This is a genomic window from Xanthobacter sp. YC-JY1 (assembly GCF_021730305.1).
In the GTDB taxonomy this organism is placed as follows: Bacteria; Pseudomonadota; Alphaproteobacteria; order Rhizobiales; family Xanthobacteraceae; genus Xanthobacter; species Xanthobacter flavus.
On record NZ_CP032674.1, the window covers coordinates 3,115,814 to 3,132,895 of the forward strand.

The 17,082-nt window shown below is 68.1% G+C and carries 14 protein-coding genes; all 14 read right to left on the bottom strand.

Annotation, left to right across the window (positions count from 1 at the left end):
- Nucleotides 1-2: 2 nt before the first annotated feature.
- On the bottom strand, nucleotides 3-1,928 hold the full coding sequence (nuoL, locus tag D7006_RS14590) for an NADH-quinone oxidoreductase subunit L (protein WP_169124254.1): 1,926 nt from the start codon (nucleotides 1,926-1,928) through the stop codon (nucleotides 3-5).
- Nucleotides 1,929-1,932: 4 nt separating this feature from the next.
- Entirely contained in the window at nucleotides 1,933-2,241 is a 309-nt protein-coding gene (nuoK, locus tag D7006_RS14595; RefSeq protein ID WP_024278575.1) for an NADH-quinone oxidoreductase subunit NuoK, read from the bottom strand.
- A gap of 11 nt (nucleotides 2,242-2,252) precedes the next feature.
- Complete coding sequence (locus D7006_RS14600; RefSeq protein WP_169124255.1) at nucleotides 2,253-2,861, bottom strand: NADH-quinone oxidoreductase subunit J; 609 nt, start codon at nucleotides 2,859-2,861, stop codon at nucleotides 2,253-2,255.
- A 198-nt stretch (nucleotides 2,862-3,059) separates the two neighbouring features.
- Nucleotides 3,060-3,548, bottom strand: coding sequence for an NADH-quinone oxidoreductase subunit NuoI (nuoI, locus tag D7006_RS14605; RefSeq protein WP_024278573.1), 489 nt, complete (start codon nucleotides 3,546-3,548; stop codon nucleotides 3,060-3,062).
- A gap of 43 nt (nucleotides 3,549-3,591) precedes the next feature.
- Nucleotides 3,592-4,611: an NADH-quinone oxidoreductase subunit NuoH gene (gene nuoH / locus D7006_RS14610; protein WP_169124256.1), complete on the bottom strand. Its 1,020-nt coding sequence runs from the start codon at nucleotides 4,609-4,611 to the stop codon at nucleotides 3,592-3,594.
- A gap of 50 nt (nucleotides 4,612-4,661) precedes the next feature.
- Nucleotides 4,662-6,740 carry an NADH-quinone oxidoreductase subunit NuoG gene (gene nuoG, locus D7006_RS14615; RefSeq protein WP_237353567.1) on the bottom strand — a complete coding sequence of 693 codons (2,079 nt, stop codon included), beginning with the start codon at nucleotides 6,738-6,740 and terminating at the stop codon, nucleotides 4,662-4,664.
- 114 nt (nucleotides 6,741-6,854) lie between these two features.
- On the bottom strand, nucleotides 6,855-8,159 hold the full coding sequence (gene nuoF / locus D7006_RS14620; RefSeq protein ID WP_169124258.1) for an NADH-quinone oxidoreductase subunit NuoF: 1,305 nt from the start codon (nucleotides 8,157-8,159) through the stop codon (nucleotides 6,855-6,857).
- A 5-nt stretch (nucleotides 8,160-8,164) separates the two neighbouring features.
- A complete protein-coding gene (gene nuoE / locus D7006_RS14625; protein WP_237353568.1) occupies nucleotides 8,165-9,037 on the bottom strand; it encodes an NADH-quinone oxidoreductase subunit NuoE in 873 nt (290 codons plus the stop codon).
- Nucleotides 9,038-9,108: 71 nt separating this feature from the next.
- Nucleotides 9,109-10,296, bottom strand: a complete 1,188-nt coding sequence (locus D7006_RS14630; RefSeq protein WP_237356916.1) for an NADH-quinone oxidoreductase subunit D — start codon at nucleotides 10,294-10,296, stop codon at nucleotides 9,109-9,111.
- Between the two features lie 32 nt (nucleotides 10,297-10,328).
- Nucleotides 10,329-10,958, bottom strand: coding sequence for an NADH-quinone oxidoreductase subunit C (locus D7006_RS14635; RefSeq protein WP_169124259.1), 630 nt, complete (start codon nucleotides 10,956-10,958; stop codon nucleotides 10,329-10,331).
- A gap of 15 nt (nucleotides 10,959-10,973) precedes the next feature.
- Nucleotides 10,974-11,558 carry an NADH-quinone oxidoreductase subunit B family protein gene (locus D7006_RS14640; protein ID WP_169124260.1) on the bottom strand — a complete coding sequence of 195 codons (585 nt, stop codon included), beginning with the start codon at nucleotides 11,556-11,558 and terminating at the stop codon, nucleotides 10,974-10,976.
- Entirely contained in the window at nucleotides 11,549-11,914 is a 366-nt protein-coding gene (locus tag D7006_RS14645) for an NADH-quinone oxidoreductase subunit A (RefSeq protein ID WP_024278565.1), read from the bottom strand. Before D7006_RS14645 ends, D7006_RS14640 begins: the two co-directional genes overlap by 10 nt.
- Before the next feature lie 549 nt (nucleotides 11,915-12,463).
- A complete protein-coding gene (locus D7006_RS14650) occupies nucleotides 12,464-14,131 on the bottom strand; it encodes a DUF3300 domain-containing protein (protein WP_237353569.1) in 1,668 nt (555 codons plus the stop codon).
- Nucleotides 14,132-14,363: 232 nt separating this feature from the next.
- Entirely contained in the window at nucleotides 14,364-17,045 is a 2,682-nt protein-coding gene (locus D7006_RS14655; protein WP_237353570.1) for a PAS domain-containing sensor histidine kinase, read from the bottom strand.
- Nucleotides 17,046-17,082: the final 37 nt, after the last annotated feature.

The following is a 17,082-nucleotide window of genomic DNA, read 5'->3' on the forward strand; positions in this document are numbered from 1 at the left end:
CGTCACACTCCGGCGAACATGAACCAGGTGATGAGGGCCGCGACGCCGATCAGCATCACGAAGGCGTAGTGGTAGAGGTAGCCGGTCTGCAGCCGCACCACCCCGCGGGTGATGTCGAGCACGCGGGCCGAGACGCCATCCGGGCCGAAGCCGTCGATGATCGTGCCGTCACCACGCTTCCACAGGGTGCGGCCGAGCCAGAGGGCCGGACGCACAAAGAGGAAGTTGTAGATCTCGTCGAAGTACCACTTGTTCAGGAGGAACTGGTACAGCGCGTCCTGCGACTTCGCGAGCTGCACGGGCACCTTCGGGTTCACCAGATAGAACCAGATGGCGAAGAGCGAGCCGATCACCATCATCACCGTGGGCATGTAGGCCGCCCAGCCGGGAATCTCGTGCATGGCGTGGAGAATGTGGTTCTCCGCCCCCATGAAGATCGAATGGCGGAAGAAGTGCTCCACGCCGTGCCCGACGAAGATGCCGTGGAAGGCCCAGCCCGCGAAGATCGCTCCGAGGGACAGCACGGCCAGCGGAATGGTCATCACCAGCGGGCTCTCGTGCGCGGCCTCATAATGATGATGGTCGTGCGGGTGACCCCAGAAGGTGAGGAAGATCAGGCGCCAGGAATAGAAGGCGGTGAGCGCCGCGGCGATCACGGTCATCCAGTAGCCGTAGACGTGGAAGTAGTTGTGGCTCGCATAGGCCGCCTCGATGATGGCGTCCTTGGAGTAATAGCCGGCGAGGAAGGGGAAGCCGGTGATGGCCAGCGTGCCGATCACCATCGTCCAGTAGGTGAAGGGGATCTTCTTCCGAAGGCCGCCCATGTGCCGCATGTCCTGCTCATGGTGCATGGCGTGGATGACCGAGCCGGCACCGAGGAAGAGCAGCGCCTTGAAGAAGGCGTGCGTGAGCAGGTGGAACATGCCGATGGAATAGGCGCCCGCGCCCATGGCCACGAACATGTAGCCGAGCTGGGAGCAGGTGGAGTAGGCGATCACCTTCTTGATGTCGTTCTGCACCAGGCCAACGGTGGCGGCGAAGAAGGCGGTGGTGGCGCCCACCAGCATCACCACGTTGAGCGCGGTCTGCGACAGCTCGAAGATGGGCGACATGCGCGCCACCATGAACACGCCCGCGGTCACCATGGTGGCGGCGTGGATGAGGGCCGAGACCGGGGTCGGGCCTTCCATCGCGTCCGGCAGCCAGGTGTGCAGCAGGAACTGGGCCGACTTGCCGCACGCGCCGACGAACAGCAGCAGCGCGATCACCGTCGGCGCATCCCAGTGGTGGCCCAGGAAGGTGATGGTCTTGCCGGCAAGGCCCGGGGCGGCGGCGAACACCTCCTCGAAGGCGATGGAGCCGGTCATCACGAAGATGGCGAAGATGCCCAGCATGAAGCCGAAGTCGCCCACGCGGTTCACTACGAAGGCCTTCATGGCCGCCGCGTTCGCCGAGGGCTTCTCATACCAGAAGCCGATGAGCAGGTAGGAGGCGAGGCCCACGCCTTCCCAGCCGAAGAAAAGCTGGAGCAGGTTGTCCGCCGTCACCAGCATGAGCATGGCGAAGGTGAACAGCGAGAGATAGGCGAAGAAGCGCGGCCGGCTCGGATCCTCGTGCATGTAGCCGATGGAGTAGAGATGGACGAGCGAGGACACGGTGGTGACGACGATCAGCATGATCACCGTCATGGTGTCGATGCGGAACGCCCAGTCGACCTTGAGGTCGCCCACATAGATCCACTTCATCACCTGCACGCGCGTGTCGTGGTCGCCGAAGCCGACCGAGAAGAACGCGATCCAGGAGAGCAGGCACGCGACGAACAGGAAGGAGGTGGTCACCACCTCGCTGGCGCGGTCACCGATCTTCTTGCCGAACAGGCCGGCAATGAGGAAGCCGAGAAGGGGGAGGAAGACAATCGCCTGATACATGGCCTCAGCCCTTCATGGCGTTGATGTCCTCGACGGCGATCGAACCGCGGTTGCGGTAGAACACCACGAGGATGGCGAGGCCGATGGCCGCCTCGGCTGCGGCGACGGTGAGCACGAGCAGCGCGAACACCTGGCCCGTCAGGTTCCCGAGGAAGGCGGAGAACGAGACGAGGTTGATGTTCACGGCGAGCAGGATCAGCTCCACCGACATGAGGATGACGATGACGTTCTTCCGGTTGAGGAAGATGCCGAGCGTCCCGAGCGTGAACAGGATCGCCGCGACGGTCAGATAGTGGGAGAGACCGATGTCCATGCCCATCCCCCTCAGAGGCCCTGGCCGGGACGCACCTTCACCACCTCGATGGTGGAGGAGCGCGTCACCTGAGCCGTGATGTTCTGCCGGCGCACGTTCACCTTGTGGCGCAGCGTGAGCACGATGGCGCCGATCATGGCGACGAGCAGCACGAAGCCGGCGGCCTGAAAGAAGTAGATGTAGTCCGTGTAGAGCACCTGCGCGATGGCGCGCACGTTGCTCTCCGTGGCGATGCCGCCCGGCGAGGACTTCACGGCCGAGGAGACCCCGGGGCCGGTCACCCACGCCCCCACCACCAGCACCAGCTCGGCGAGGAAGATGAGGCCGACGACGACGCCCACCGGCAGGTATTGCAGGAAGCCCTGGCGCAGCTCCACGAAGTCCACGTCGAGCATCATCACGACGAAGAGGAAGAGCACCGCCACCGCGCCCACATAGACCACCACCAGGATCAGCGCGAGGAACTCGGCGCCGATGAGGATGAAGAGGCCCGCCGCGTTCACGAACGCGAGGATGAGGAACAGAACCGACTGCACCGGGTTGCGGGAGGAGATCACCATGAAGGCGGACGCCACCAGCACGAAGGCGAAGAGATAGAAAAACGCTGCCGCGACGCTCATGCGCGTAGCCCCCCTGCCCGCGGCGCGCCCGCGCCGGTCATGTCCGGCCCCGCAAGGCGGCCAGCCCCTCTGATGTCCTGACGCATCCCGAAAACCCGACGCATCCCGAAAGTCCGATCTATGGCGCCGCGCGTCGCCACGCGTCGCCGGTCCCGTTCCAGAAGACCGGCAGGATGCCGGCCGTGTTCGTTTCGCCGCTCAGCGATAAGGCGCGTCGAGCGCGATGGACCGCGCGATCTCGCGCTCCCACCGGTCGCCGTTCGCGAGCAGCTTTTCCTTGTCGTAGTAGAGTTCCTCGCGCGTCTCGGTGGCGAACTCGAAGTTCGGTCCCTCGACGATGGCATCCACCGGGCACGCCTCCTGGCAGAAGCCGCAATAGATGCATTTCACCATGTCGATGTCGTAACGGGTGGTGCGGCGCGTGCCGTCGTTGCGGCGCGGGCCGGCCTCGATGGTAATGGCCTGCGCTGGGCAGATGGCCTCGCACAGCTTGCAGGCGATACAGCGCTCTTCCCCGTTGGGATAGCGGCGCAGGGCGTGCTCGCCGCGGAAGCGCGGCGAGAGCGGGCCCTTCTCGAAGGGATAGTTCAACGTCGCCTTGGGCTTGAAGAAATAGCGCATGGCGAGGAAGAAACCCGAGACGAGCTCGGTGAGAAAGATGGCGCGCGCGGCCTGATCGAGCTTCACAGGCGCTCTCCCCGAAGGCTGTGCGAAAGGGCGGAAGGAACGGTCATTGCGGCGCCGTCCCGGTGAAGTGCAGCACGCCCGCGACCACCACGACGGCGACGAGGGAGATCGGCAGGAACACCTTCCAGCCGAGCCGCATGAGCTGGTCGTAGCGATAGCGGGGCACCATGGCCTTCGCCATCGCGAACAGGAAGAACATGAAGCAGAGCTTGAGGACGAACCACACCAGCCCCGGCACCCAGGTGAAGGGCGCGAACGGGATGGGCGAGAGCCAGCCGCCGAGGAACAGGATGGTTCCCATGGCGCACATGGTCATGATCGCCACGTACTCGCCGAGCATGAACAGCAGATAGGGGGTCGAGCCGTATTCGGTCATGAAGCCCGCCACCAGTTCCGACTCCGCTTCCACGAGGTCGAAGGGCGGGCGGTTCGTCTCGGCCAGGGCCGACACGAAGAAGATGACGAACATGGGCAGCAGCGGCAGCCAGTACCAGCCGAGGAAGCCGAAGCGGCCGTTCTGCGCCTCGACGATCTCCGAGAGGTTCAGCGAGCCGGCGCACATCAGCACGGTGATGATGACGAAGCCGATGGAGACTTCGTAGGACACCATCTGCGCCGCGGAGCGGAGCGCGGCGAGGAAGGGATACTTCGAGTTCGAAGCCCAGCCGCCCATGATGATGCCATACACGCCGAGCGACGAGATGGCGAAGATGTAGAGCACGCCGACATTCAGGTCGGCGATGACCCAGCCCGGTGCGATCGGCACCACCGCCCAGGCGGCAAGCGCCAGCACGCAGGTGACGAGCGGGGCCAACAGGAAGATCGCCTTGTTGGCGCCCGACGGGATGGTGGGCTCCTTCAGCACGAACTTGAGAAGGTCGGCGAAGGATTGCAGGAGGCCGAACGGCCCCACCACGTTGGGACCGCGGCGCAGCTGCACCGCCGCCCAGATCTTGCGGTCCGCCAGCAGGATGAAGGCGATGAAGATCAGGAGCGCCACGAGCAGAGCAAGGCTCTGCCCGAGGATGATGAGCACCTGGATGAGGGTGTCCTGCCAGTTCATGTCCGCGTTTCCGTGAAGCTCGCAGCCGTCCGGTTCACCGTGCCCATCGCCTACTCCGCCGCTTCCGCCGCCGCCGCAAGGCGCAGCGCGGAGCATTCGGCCATCACGGCGGAAGCCCGCGCGATGGGGTTGGTGAGGAAGAAGTCCTCGATCACCGGCGCGAACGCCGTCTTGTCCACGCTGCCGCCGACACCCGCAAGGGCCGACACGGCACCGGCATCAGCCTCCACCGCCTCGTCGATATGGCCGAGGTGGGGATAGGCCGAGACGAGTTGGGCGCGCAGCGCCTGCATGTTGTCGAAGGCCAGGGTCTGGCCCAGCACTTCGGACAGAGCCCGCAGGATCGCCCAGTCCTCGCGCGCCTCGCCGGGCGGGAAGGCGGCGCGGTTGGCGAACTGCACCCGGCCTTCCGTGTTCACATAGATGCCCGACTTCTCGGGATAGGCGGCGCCGGGCAGGATCACGTCCGCCCGGTGGGCGCCGCGATCACCATGGGTGCCGAGATAGACGACGAAGGCGCCGGGGGCGACCTCCACTTCGTCCGCGCCCATCAGGAAAGCCACGTCCAGCGCGCCGGGGGCGATCATGGCCGCAACGTCCAGCCCGCCGGCGCCGGGCACTGCGCCCACATCGAGGGCACCGACGCGGGCCGCCGCGGTGTGCAGCACGCCGAAGCCGTTCCAGCCGTCCTTCACCGCGCCCACGGCAACCGCCACGCGGGCGGCCAGCGAGAGCACCGCGGCGCCATCCGGCCGGGCCAGCGCGCCCTGGCCGACGATGACCAGCGGCCGCTCGGCCTTGCGCAGGATGTCGCCGAAGGCGGACGAGCCGGCGAGATCGGCGAGGCTGTCGGGGCCGGCGCCGAGATAGTCGTAGGTGTAGGTGAGGTCCACCTTGGTGCCGATGAGGCCGATCTTCAGCCCGCCCTGGCGCCAGCGCTTGCGGATGCGCGCATTGATGACGGACGCCTCATGCCGCGGGTCGCTACCCACGAGGAGGATGGCGTCGGCCTGCTCGATGCCGGCGATGGTGGGATTGAACACGTAGGACGCGCGGCCCAGCGCCGGATCGAGCTTGGCGCCGTCCTGACGCGCGTCGATGTTGGCGGAGCCGAGCTTGCCCATGAGCGTCTTGAGGGCGAACACCTCTTCCACGCTGGCAAGGTCGCCGATGAGCGCGCCGATCCTGGCGGGAGCGGTGCCCTTCACCTTGGCGGCGATGGCGGCAAACGCCTCGCTCCAGGTGGCGGACACGAGGCGGCCGTCCTTGCGCACATAGGGGCGATCAAGGCGCTGGACCTTCAGGCCGTCCCACACATAGCGGGACTTGTCGGAGATCCACTCCTCGTTCACCACGTCGTTGTTGCGCGGCAGGAAGCGCATGACCTCGCGACCGCGGGTGTCGATGCGGATGTTGGAGCCGACCGCATCCATGACGTCGATGGACTCGGTCTTCACCAGTTCCCACGGCCGGGCGTGAAACTGGTAGGGCTTGTGGGTCAGCGCGCCCACCGGGCAGAGGTCCGCCACGTTGCCCTGCATCTCGGAACGCATGGCGTGCTCGAGATAGGTGGTGATCTCCATATCCTCGCCGCGGCCGATGGCCCCGAGGTCCGGCACGCCGGCCACTTCCGTGGAGAAGCGCACGCAGCGGGTGCACTGGATGCACCGGTTCATGGAGGTCTTGACCAGCGGGCCGATATACTTGTCTTCCACGGCGCGCTTGTTCTCGGCGAAGCGCGAGGTGTCCGCGCCGTAGGCCATGGCCTGGTCCTGCAGGTCGCACTCGCCGCCCTGATCGCAGATCGGGCAATCCAGCGGGTGGTTGATGAGCAGGAACTCCATCACCCCTTCGCGGGCCTTCTTCACCATTGGGCTCTTGGTGAGCACCACGGGCGGCTCGCCGTTGGGGCCGGGGCGCAGGTCCTTCACCGCCATGGCGCAGGACGCCGTGGGCTTGGGCGGGCCGCCCTTCACTTCCACAAGGCACATGCGGCAGTTGCCCGCGATGGACAGCCGCTCATGGAAGCAGAAGCGCGGAATCTCGACGCCCGCCGCCTCGCACGCCTGAAGCAGCGTGTATTCGGCAGGTACATCGACCTCGGTTCCGTCGACGACGATCTTCGCCATCACTTCCACCTCACCTTGTGCCGCGCTCTGCACGGCCGGGGCCGAACGCACAGCGCCCGCCCCTTAAGACATCCCTCCCCGCCCGTCGCGTCGGCGCGCCCGGCGGGGTGCTTGCTACTCCGCCGCCACCGGAACCACCGGCTCCGGATGCGGGTTGGCGGCATACTGGTCGATGCGCGCCTCGATCACGTGACGATAGTGCCGGATGAGGCCCTGCACCGGCCACGCGGCGGCATCGCCGAGCGCGCAGATGGTGTGCCCCTCGATCTGGGTGGTGACTTCCAGCAGCAAGTCGATCTCGCGCTTCTGGGCGCGGCCCTCGGCCATGCGGTTGACCACGCGCCACATCCAGCCGGTGCCCTCGCGGCACGGCGTGCACTGGCCGCAGCTCTCATGCTTGAAGAAGGCGGAGATGCGGGCGATGGCCTTGATGATGTCGGTGGACTTGTCCATCACCAGCACGCCAGCGGTGCCGAAAGACGACTTCACCGCGCGGGTGCCGTCGAAGTCCATGATGAGATCTTCGCACTGCTCGCCGGGGATCACCGGGCAGGACGCGCCGCCGGGGATGATGCCGAGCAGGTTGTCCCAGCCGCCGCGGATACCGCCGCCATGCTTCTCCACGAGCTCCTTGAAGGGGATGCTCATGGCCTCTTCCACCACGCAGGGCGTGTTCACGTGGCCGGCCAGGGAGAACAGCTTGGTGCCCACATTGTTCGGGCGGCCGATGGAGGAGAACCAGGCCGCGCCCCGCCGCAGGATGGTGGGGGCGACCGCGATGCTCTCCACGTTGTTCACCGTGGTGGGGCAGCCATAGAGGCCCATGTTCGCGGGGAACGGGGGCTTCAGGCGCGGCATGCCCTTCTTGCCCTCGAGGCTCTCCAGCAGCGCGGTTTCCTCGCCGCAGATATAGGCGCCGGCACCGTGGTGCACATAGAGGTCGAAGGGATAGTCGTGGACGTTGTCCTTGCCGATGAGGCGCGCCTCATAGGCCTGGTCCACCGCCGCCTGCAGGCGCTCGCGCTCGAAGATGTATTCGCCGCGGATGTAGATGTAGGCCGCGTGGGCGCCCATGGCGAAGGAGGCGATCAGGCAGCCCTCGATCAGCGTATGCGGATCGTTGCGCATGATCTCCCGGTCCTTGCAGGTGCCGGGCTCGGATTCGTCGGCGTTCACCACCAGATAGTGGGGGCGGCCATCGGACTGCTTGGGCATGAAGGACCACTTCATGCCTGTCGAGAAGCCGGCGCCGCCGCGGCCGCGCAGGCCCGACGCCTTCATCTCGTTGATGATCCAGTCGCGGCCCTTTTCCAGGATGGCCTTGGTGCCGTCCCAGTTGCCGCGCTTGAGGGCGCCCTGCAGACCGAAGTCGTGGAAGCCGTAGAGATTGGTGAAGATGCGGTCCTTGTCGGCGAGCATGGGCCTCACTCCTCCGGATCGCGCACGCCGGTGCCGGTCTTCACCGGCTCACGGTCGGAACCTGTAACGGACGGGCTGGAGGCCTGCGCCTCCGCGGCGATAGCCTCGCGCTTGTCGCGGGTGTCGGCGCCGTCGGCCGCCTTTTCCTGGGCCGCCGCCGTGGCGCCCAGGGGATCGGCCGGGCTCTCCGACGCCGCGCGGGCGCGGCCGGCGGAGAGGAGATCCGGCGTCTCCGTGCCACCACCGCCGGCGGCGGGCACGGTGGCCTTGAAATCATAGAGCGCGGGATCGAGCAGCACGCGCGGGCCGCCCTCCGGCTCGGAGCCCTTGCGCGAATTCTGCGGACCCACGCTCACCGGACGGCCGGCAGCGAGATCGTCGAGCAGCTTCTCGAAGTTCTCGGGGGTCAGGTCTTCGTAATAATCATCGTTGATCTGCACCATGGGGGCATTGGTGCAGGCGCCCAGGCATTCCACCTCGAGCCAGGAGAAGGTGCCGTCGGCCGAGACGTGCCGCTCGTGGCCGATCTTCTTCTCGCAGACGTGCTTGATGGCTTCCGCGCCGCGCAGCATGCAGGGCGTGGTGCCGCACAGCTGGACGAAATACTTCCCCACCGGCTCAAGGTTGAACATGGTGTAGAAGGTGGCGATCTCCAGCACGCGGATATTCGCCATGCCGAGGCGATCGGCGACCGCGCGGATGGCGGGCTCGGGCAGCCAGCCGCCGGCGGCCTTCTGGGTTTCCCACAGCAAGGGCACCACGGCGCTGGCCTGCCGGCCTTCCGGATACTTGGCGATCAGCTTCTGCGCGATGGCCTCAAGCTCCGGCGTGAAGCTGAAGCTCTCGGGCTGCTCGGCGGCGAGGCGGCGGACGGACATGGTTCAGATCCCGGAAGAAGCCGCGCGCAAGCGCGCCGGCATCGGGCAAAGGGCGAGAGAAAGGCGGGCCATCAGCGGTCCACCTCCCCGAACACGATGTCGAGCGAGCCGAGCACCGCGGAAACGTCGGCCAGCATGTGGCCGCGATTGAGGAAGTCCATGGCCTGCAGGTGCGCGAAGCCCGGAGCGCGGATCTTGCAGCGGTACGGCTTGTTGGTGCCGTCCGACACGAGATAGACGCCGAACTCGCCCTTGGGCGCTTCCACCGCGGCATACACGTCGCCTTCCGGCACGTGGAAGCCCTCGGTGTAGAGCTTGAAGTGGTGGATGAGCGCTTCCATCGAGCGCTTCATCTCGGCCCGCTTCGGCGGCGCGACCTTGTGGTCCTGAGTGTGGACCGGTCCCGTCTCCTTCAGCAGGCGTTCGACGCACTGCTTCATGATGTACGTGGACTGGCGCATCTCCTCCATGCGGACGAGATAGCGGTCGTAGCAGTCGCCGTGCTTGCCCACCGGAATGTCGAAATCGAGTTCCGAATAGCACTCGTAGGGCTGCGCGCGGCGCAGGTCCCATGCCGCGCCGGAGCCGCGCAGCACCGGGCCGGAGAAGCCCCAGGACAGCGCCTCGTCCACCGAGACGATGCCGATGTCCACGGTGCGCTGCTTGAAGATGCGGTTGTTGGTGACGAGGGCGTCGAGGTCCGCCACCAGCTTCAGGAACGGGTCGCAGAAGGCACCGATGTCTTCCACCAGCTGCCGGGGCAGGTCCTGATGGACGCCGCCGGGCCGGAAATAGGCGGCATGCATGCGGCTGCCGGAGGCGCGCTCATAGAAGATCATGAGCTTCTCGCGCTCCTCGAAGCCCCACAGCGGCGGGGTCAGCGCGCCCACGTCCATGGCGAACGTGGTGACGTTGAGGAGGTGGGAGAGCAGGCGCCCGATCTCGGAATAGAGCACGCGGATGAGCTGGCCGCGCTTGGGCACCTCGATGCCCAGCAGCTTCTCCACCGCGAGGCAGTAAGCGTGCTCCTGGTTCATCGGCGCGCAATAATCGAGCCGGTCGAAATAGGGCACGGCCTGAAGGTAGGTCTTGGCCTCGATCAGCTTCTCGGTGCCGCGGTGCAGGAGGCCGATGTGCGGGTCCACCCGCTCCACCACCTCGCCGTCCAGCTCCAGCACAAGGCGCAGCACGCCGTGCGCCGCAGGATGCTGCGGGCCGAAATTGATCTGGAAGTTGCGGACCTTGTCCGCGGGCTTCATCTCGTCGGCGACATCAACCATGAGACGCTCCCTCACCCGGCCTTGGGCGGCGCGGGCGGCTGGCCCGAGGCCTTCTCGTCACCGGGAAGGACGTATTCGACGCCCTCCCACGGCGAGAGGAAGTCGAAGTTCCGGAACTCCTGCGGCAGGCGGACCGGCTCGTAGACCACGCGCTTCTGGGCGTCGTCGTAGCGCACCTCCACGAAGCCCGTGGTCGGGAAGTCCTTGCGCAGAGGGTGGCCGTCGAAGCCGTAGTCCGTCAGCAGGCGGCGCAGCTCCGGGTGGCCGGTGAACAGGATGCCGTACATGTCGTAGGCTTCCCGCTCGAACCAGTTGGCACCGGGGAAGACGCCGGTGATGGAGGGCACCGGGGTGTCCTCGTCGGTGGCGACCTTGAGGCGGATGCGGGCGTTCTGCTTCACGGAAAGCAGGTGATACACCACGTCGAACCGCTTCTCGCGGGCCGGATAGTCCACGCCGCACACGTCCACGATGCAGGTGAACTGGCAGGCCGGATCATCCCGGAGGAAGGTCACCGCCTTGACGATCTGCGACGGCTCGATGAGCAGCGCCAGCTCGCCATAGGCGATCTCGGTGCCGATCACCACGCCCGGCAGGGCGCCCGATACGTGGGCGGCGAGGTCGTTGAGGGTCTCGTCCATCACACCGGCTCCCGATCAGCGCTCGATGGTGCCGACGCGGCGGATCTTCTTCTGCAGCAGCAGGATGCCGTAGAGCAGCGCTTCCGCGGTGGGCGGGCAGCCCGGCACGTAGATGTCCACCGGCACGATGCGATCGCAGCCGCGCACCACCGAATAGGAGAAGTGGTAGTAGCCGCCGCCATTGGCGCAGGAGCCCATGGAGATGACGTAGCGCGGCTCCGGCATCTGGTCGTAGACCTTGCGCAGGGCCGGGGCCATCTTGTTGGTCAGCGTGCCGGCGACGATCATCACGTCCGACTGGCGCGGCGAGGCGCGCGGCGCAAAGCCGAAGCGCTCCACGTCGTAGCGCGGCATGGAGGCCTGCATCATCTCCACCGCGCAGCAGGCGAGACCGAAGGTCATCCACATGAGGGAGCCGGTGCGCGCCCAGGTGATGAGATCATCGGCGGTGGTGAGGAGAAAGCCCTTGTCCGCCAGCTCGTTGTTGATCTCCTTGAAGAAGGGATCATCAGCGCCGACGGGACGGCCGGTGGAGGGATCGACGATGCCGGTCGAGGCGCGTGCGATCTCGGGCTTGGTGGCCGAAGGGGTCAGTCCCATTCCAGAGCTCCCTTGCGCCATTCGTAGATGAACCCGACGGTGAGCACGCCGAGGAAGATCATCATCGACCAGAAGCCGAGGTCGCCGAGGCCACCGAAGCTGATCGCCCACGGGAAGAGGAAGGCGACCTCAAGGTCGAAGATGATGAAGAGGATGGACACCAGGTAGAATCGCACGTCGAACGTCATGCGCGCGTCGTCGAATGCGTTGAAGCCGCACTCGTACGCGGACAGCTTCTCCGGGTCCGGGTTCTGGTAGGCGACGATGAAGGGCGACACCAGCAGGGCCAGGCCGATCACCGCGGAAACGCCGATGAAGATCACCACCGGCAGATAGTCCATGAGCAACGCGTTCATCTTGCTCGCACCTCGGAGCGCTCGGTCGGTGCCGTGGGCAGCGCGCTTGGCTCACCCATCAGGGTCAAAAGGAGCTTGAAACGGCTGATCGCCTGAAGCGTTACCGCGCCGTCCGGCTAGAGAAGTTCGAAACGACGCGAGAGCCTTATCGCAGCGCCAGAAGGGAGGCAAGTGCGCGGTTCGGCCAAGGTGTCATGCCTTTGGTGGAGGATCGCGGGTGCGTCCGGGGCAGCCCGTCCGCGACCGCCGCGCCGCCCCTTTCGCAGCGCCGCGAAAGCTGGGCCGGAGCCGGCTTGCGCTTCTCTCGCGGGAGGTAGATCGGGAGGGCCTCAATTCTGTGCAAGATGCGGTTGCGAGCGACTGTTGCATCCGTGCGACACAATGCCGTGTGCATCTTCCAGCCTTCCCCTGCCCTGCGGACCGGCGAAGGCTCCGGCATCCGTAGGCCTCCCGGCGCGAGCGAGTCGCGCCGGGAGTTGCCGAAGCGCCGGGGCGCATCCGCCACGGCGATTCTGTGAGGGTCGGCGCCGGGGCGTGCCCGGCACCAGCTCAGCGATGGGGGCGTGCGCCGCCCGGACGGCCACCGCCGCCGCCACCGACGCGTCCGCCACCCTGGAACTTGGCACCACCGCCGCCACCGCCGCGGTACTGCTTCGGCGGCCCGGCCGGACGGCTGGCGGGCTTCACGCTCGTCTTGCCGCCGCCGCCCTTCTTGAGCTGCTGCGACCCGCCGGTCGGCTTGACCGGCTTCGCCGTGGGGGCCGCACCGCCCGGCTTGCCCGCACCGCCGGCCCCACCGGGCTTGCCGGGAGCACCGGGACCGCCTGGCTTGCCCGGAGCGCCGGGACCACCCGGACCACCGGGAGTGCCCGGTCCACCCGGCTTGCCCGGACCACCCGGACCACCCGGATAACCGGGACCGCCGGGACCGCCCGGCTTACCGGGACCACCCGGACCACCCGGACCACCGGGACCACCCGGTCCGCCGGGCTTGCCGGGGCCACCAACGCCGCCGGGGCCACCCGGATAGCCGGGCTTACCCGGAAGCGGCTTGCCGGGATTCGGCTTCCACGGACCCACCGGGCCGCCCGGACCACCAGGATAACCAGGACCACCCGGCTTGCCGGGATAGCCCGGATAACCGGGACCGCCGGGCTTGCCCGGGTAGCCGGGATAACCCGGGCCTCCGGGATAGCCGGGAGGCGGGGGCCAGCCGGGATGGCCGGGACCACCGGGCCAGCCGCCCGGCGGGCGGGGCGGCGGCGGGCGCCAGCCGGGATAGCCCGGCCACGGCGGCGGATAGACCCAGCCGCGGCCCCAGTTCCACGGATTGCTCCAGGCGCTGCCCACCAGCACCCCGGCGCCGAAAGCCAGCAGGCCGACGCCGGCCGCGGTGTAGATGGTGGAGGAATCGTAGGTCGGCACATAGACCACGTTGGGGTCGGCCGAGGTGATGTAGACCACATTCCGGCCGTCCTCCTGCCGGGTGGTCACGACCTGCTTGTCGTTGGTCTTCAGCGAGCCGGCCGCCTCGGCCTTGGCGCGCAGGGCCTGGATGGCCACCGACACGTCCTCCGGCTGGCTGACGAAGGCGTAGCCGATGGACTGGGTGGCATCGAGGTTTTCATTCAGCTTGGCGACCACGGTGGGGAAGCGCGTCAGCGCCTTCACCGAGGAGTCCCACTTCTGGGCATCGGCGCCGGAGAAATCGCCCTTCTTCACCGCGCTCTTGTGGCTCTCCAGCCAGCGCTGCGCCTGCACCAGCTCCAGCGGATAGGCGGTGGCCGGCAGCATCTGCGCGAGCAAAGTGTCTGGATAGAGCGCATAGGGCGCGAGCAGGGTTTCCAGCTCGGCGAGGGTGTAGAGCGCGGACGCCGGCGGCGTATCGGCGGGCGGCGCCCCGGCCGGAACGACCGGAACCGGCGCGGCCCCCGCAGGAGCAGCGCCGGCAGGCGCGACAGGTGCAGGCGCAGCCGGCGGCGTCACGGCCGTGGTGGCGGGCGGAGCCGCAGGAGGCGCGACCGGCGGCGCCACCTCGGGCGCCACTTGCGGCGCGGCCGCGGGCGGCGTCGTGGGTGGCGGGATCGGCGCCTGGGTTGCTGCCGCGCCGGCGTCGGGCGCGCTCTGCTGGGCGAAGGCCGGATAGAGGCTCGTGGTCCAGCCGAAGGCCAGCGCCACGGCGATGCGGGACCAGCCCGCCAGTTCCCGGCGCCGCATATTCGTGCGTCTTGATGTCAAGTCAGGGTCCTCCCCCTCGCCGGCCAGCCCGACCGCAGATCGGGCGCGGTGGCCTGATCTGGCGACCGCCGGGCGGGCCGCGCCTTGACAATGCGCAATCGCGGGCTGCCCGTCTAGAGCGCGCGGCCACTTGCCCAAACGCCGGACGGGAGCCGATATGCCCGTTTTCTCATAACGTTAGAGAACAGCAGCGGTACCCACCGGCGCAGGATCAGGCCCTGAGCGTCTCGCTCACGGCGGCGACCAGCTGCTTCAGCGAGAAGGGCTTAGGCAGGAAGGAGAAATGCTCGCTCGGCGGCAGGTTGCGGGCGAACGCCTCCTCTGCATAGCCGGAAATGAAGATCACCTTCAGCCCCGGCTCGCGGCTGCGCAATTCCCGCAGCAGGGTCGGGCCGTCCATCTCCGGCATCACCACGTCGGAGATGACGAGATCGACCTTGCCCTCGCGCTCGATCAATTCCAGCGCCTCGACACCGCTGGCGGCGGCCAGCACTTCGTAGCCGCGATTGGCGAGCGCGCGGCTGGCGAAGGCGCGCACCGCGTCCTCGTCCTCCACCAGCAGCACGCGACGCCCCTGCCCCGTGGTGTCGCCGGCCTTGGGCTCCGGCTCGGCGGGCTTGGGCGCCTCTTCCTCCTCGGTGCCGGCCACATGACGGGGCAGGAACACGCGGAAGATGGTGCCGCGCCCCATCTCGCTGTCGGCGAGGATGGTGCCGCCGGTCTGCTGCACGATGCCATAGACGGTGGACAGGCCGAGCCCGGTGCCCTTGCCCACTTCCTTGGTGGAGAAGAAGGGCTCGAAGATCTTGTCCATGATGTCGGGCGGGATGCCGGTGCCGGTGTCCACCACCTCCACCATCACATAGTCGCCCTCCGGCAGCCCCTGCCCGTAGGCGGCGCAGCCGGCGGCCGGCACGTTGCCGGTGCGGATGGTGAGGGTGCCGCCGTCGGGCATGGCGTCGCGGGCATTGACCGCGAGGTTCACGATCACCTGCTCGAACTGGTTCACGTCCACCTTCACCGGCCACAAATCGCGGGCGTGCTCCACGTCGAGGGTGATGCGCTCGCCGATGAGGCGGCGCAGCAAGGCGGCGGCGTCCGAGATCACGTCGCCGAGCTCGATCACCTGCGGGCGCAGGGTCTGGCGGCGGGAGAAGGCGAGCAGCTGCCGCACGAGGCCGGCGGCGCGGTTCGCGTTCTGCTTGATCTGCATGATGTCCGGGAAGGACGGATCGCTCGGCCGGTGCTTGGCGAGGAGCAGGTCGCAATAGCCGATGATGGCGGTGAGCACGTTGTTGAAGTCGTGCGCCACGCCGCCGGCGAGGTGCCCCACCGCCTGCAACTTCTGCGACTGGGCGAACTGCACCTCCAGCGCCCGCTGCTCGGTCATGTCGATGGCGCACAAGGCGATGTCGCCGCTGGGATCGAGGGGCGCCGCATAGAAACGGACCGAGCGGGCGCTGCCGCCGGCCAAGGTCACGTCGCAGGGCGCCGGCGGCTCGCTGGCGCCGGCGGCTGCCGCGAGCAGCGCCTCCGTGCCGGAGGGGTCCGAAACCAGCGCGGTCAGCGGGCGGCCGGCTGCATCGCGGCCAAACAGGCGCTCGAAGGCCGCATTGGCGGCCCGCACGCCACCGGAGCGGTCCACCAGCGCCATGGCCAGCGGCGCCCGGCGGAAGAACAGGTCGCCGAGAACCTCGGTGCCGTCGCGCCGCGGGGCCGGGGTGTCCGTGGTCCGGGGGGAAGCGGCGCCAAGCGCGCCTTCCACCGCGTCGAGCGGCAGGGCGACGGCGCCGGTGCCGTCAGGGGCAGCGGCGATGCGCAGCAGAACCGGTAGCGCCGCGCCGTCCTTGCGCCGGAGCGAGGCCACCAGCGAGGCGCGGCCGCCATTCGCCTGCGCCGCCGCGAGGGCGGGCATGCTTTCCGGGGCGATGATGCGGCTGAGCGCCATGCCATCCGGCCCCCATTCGGCGAGGGCGTAGCCGAGCATGCGGCAGAAGGTGAGGTTGGGGTCAACCACCCGCCCGCCGACGATGCGCAGCAGCCCGGCCGGCAATTCTTCCCAAGATGCCACGAGGTCCGGCCCGGCGTAGCCCTCGGGGGCCGCCGGCGTCGGTGCAGGTGCATTGGCTTCGGTCGCAGGAAGCGGAGCGGGAACGGGAACAGCGACGACCGGCGCAGGCGCCACCACCACCGGGTCGGGCGGACGCACCGCGGGCGCGGCCGGCAGCGGCTTCGCGACAACCGGCGCGACAGGAGGAGGCGCGACAGGATGCGCGGCGGGAGCAGGCACCGGAGCGAAAGTCGGCGCCTCGCCCTCGGCGGTATCGACCATGCGCAGCGTCCACAGCACGCGCCGCGGTCCGCCCACGGGATGCACGGAGACCTCGAGCTGCCGCCCGCGCACGCCGCTACCGAAGGGCATGGTGCTCAGGTGGACCGTCGAGCCGGCAACGGCATTGAGCAGCTCACCCACGGTCGTCTGGCTGCCGGGAATGCGGGAGAGGAAGCGCTCGGGCAGAGGCGGCTCGGCGGTACCACTGCGGCACATGCGCAGATAGGCTGCGTTCGCCTCGACGATCCGTTCGCCATCCTCGACCACGGCCATGGCGTCGCCGGATGCCGCAAGGGCAATCGCGCCCAGCGGGTCCTCCGGCTCGGCGCCCTTGAAGGTGCGGCGGGCGGCCAGGAACAGTTCAACCACCCCGACCACGGCCAGCGCCGCGATGATGGCCGAGGGTATGCCGCCGCCGTCGCGCCCGAGGATGGTCGCGCCCACGAAGCCCCCCGCCAGCGCGAAGGCGACGATGAAAAGCCGGGTGCCCAGCGGCCCCGCCCGACGGCTCTTCTTGCGCCGGACGGTGGTTCCCTGGTCCTTCTTCTGGCGACCCCGCATGCGCTCTTGTACCATTCCGGCGATCCGTTCAGGCGAT

Bases quoted from the DNA above. Each gene is read 5' to 3' on its own strand.
- nuoL (WP_169124254.1), bottom strand. From the start codon at position 1,928: ATGTATCAGGCGATTGTCTTCCTCCCCCTTCTCGGCTTCCTCATTGCC.
- nuoK (WP_024278575.1), bottom strand. From the start codon at position 2,241: ATGGACATCGGTCTCTCCCACTATCTGACCGTCGCGGCGATCCTGTTC.
- D7006_RS14600 (WP_169124255.1), bottom strand. From the start codon at position 2,861: ATGAGCGTCGCGGCAGCGTTTTTCTATCTCTTCGCCTTCGTGCTGGTG.
- nuoH (WP_169124256.1), bottom strand. From the start codon at position 4,611: ATGAACTGGCAGGACACCCTCATCCAGGTGCTCATCATCCTCGGGCAG.
- nuoG (WP_237353567.1), bottom strand. From the start codon at position 6,740: ATGGCGAAGATCGTCGTCGACGGAACCGAGGTCGATGTACCTGCCGAA.
- nuoF (WP_169124258.1), bottom strand. From the start codon at position 8,159: ATGCTCGCCGACAAGGACCGCATCTTCACCAATCTCTACGGCTTCCAC.
- nuoE (WP_237353568.1), bottom strand. From the start codon at position 9,037: ATGTCCGTCCGCCGCCTCGCCGCCGAGCAGCCCGAGAGCTTCAGCTTC.
- D7006_RS14630 (WP_237356916.1), bottom strand. From the start codon at position 10,296: ATGAAGCCCGCGGACAAGGTCCGCAACTTCCAGATCAATTTCGGCCCG.
- D7006_RS14635 (WP_169124259.1), bottom strand. From the start codon at position 10,958: ATGGACGAGACCCTCAACGACCTCGCCGCCCACGTATCGGGCGCCCTG.
- D7006_RS14640 (WP_169124260.1), bottom strand. From the start codon at position 11,558: ATGGGACTGACCCCTTCGGCCACCAAGCCCGAGATCGCACGCGCCTCG.
- D7006_RS14645 (WP_024278565.1), bottom strand. From the start codon at position 11,914: ATGAACGCGTTGCTCATGGACTATCTGCCGGTGGTGATCTTCATCGGC.
- D7006_RS14650 (WP_237353569.1), bottom strand. From the start codon at position 14,131: ATGCGGCGCCGGGAACTGGCGGGCTGGTCCCGCATCGCCGTGGCGCTG.
- D7006_RS14655 (WP_237353570.1), bottom strand. From the start codon at position 17,045: ATGCGGGGTCGCCAGAAGAAGGACCAGGGAACCACCGTCCGGCGCAAG.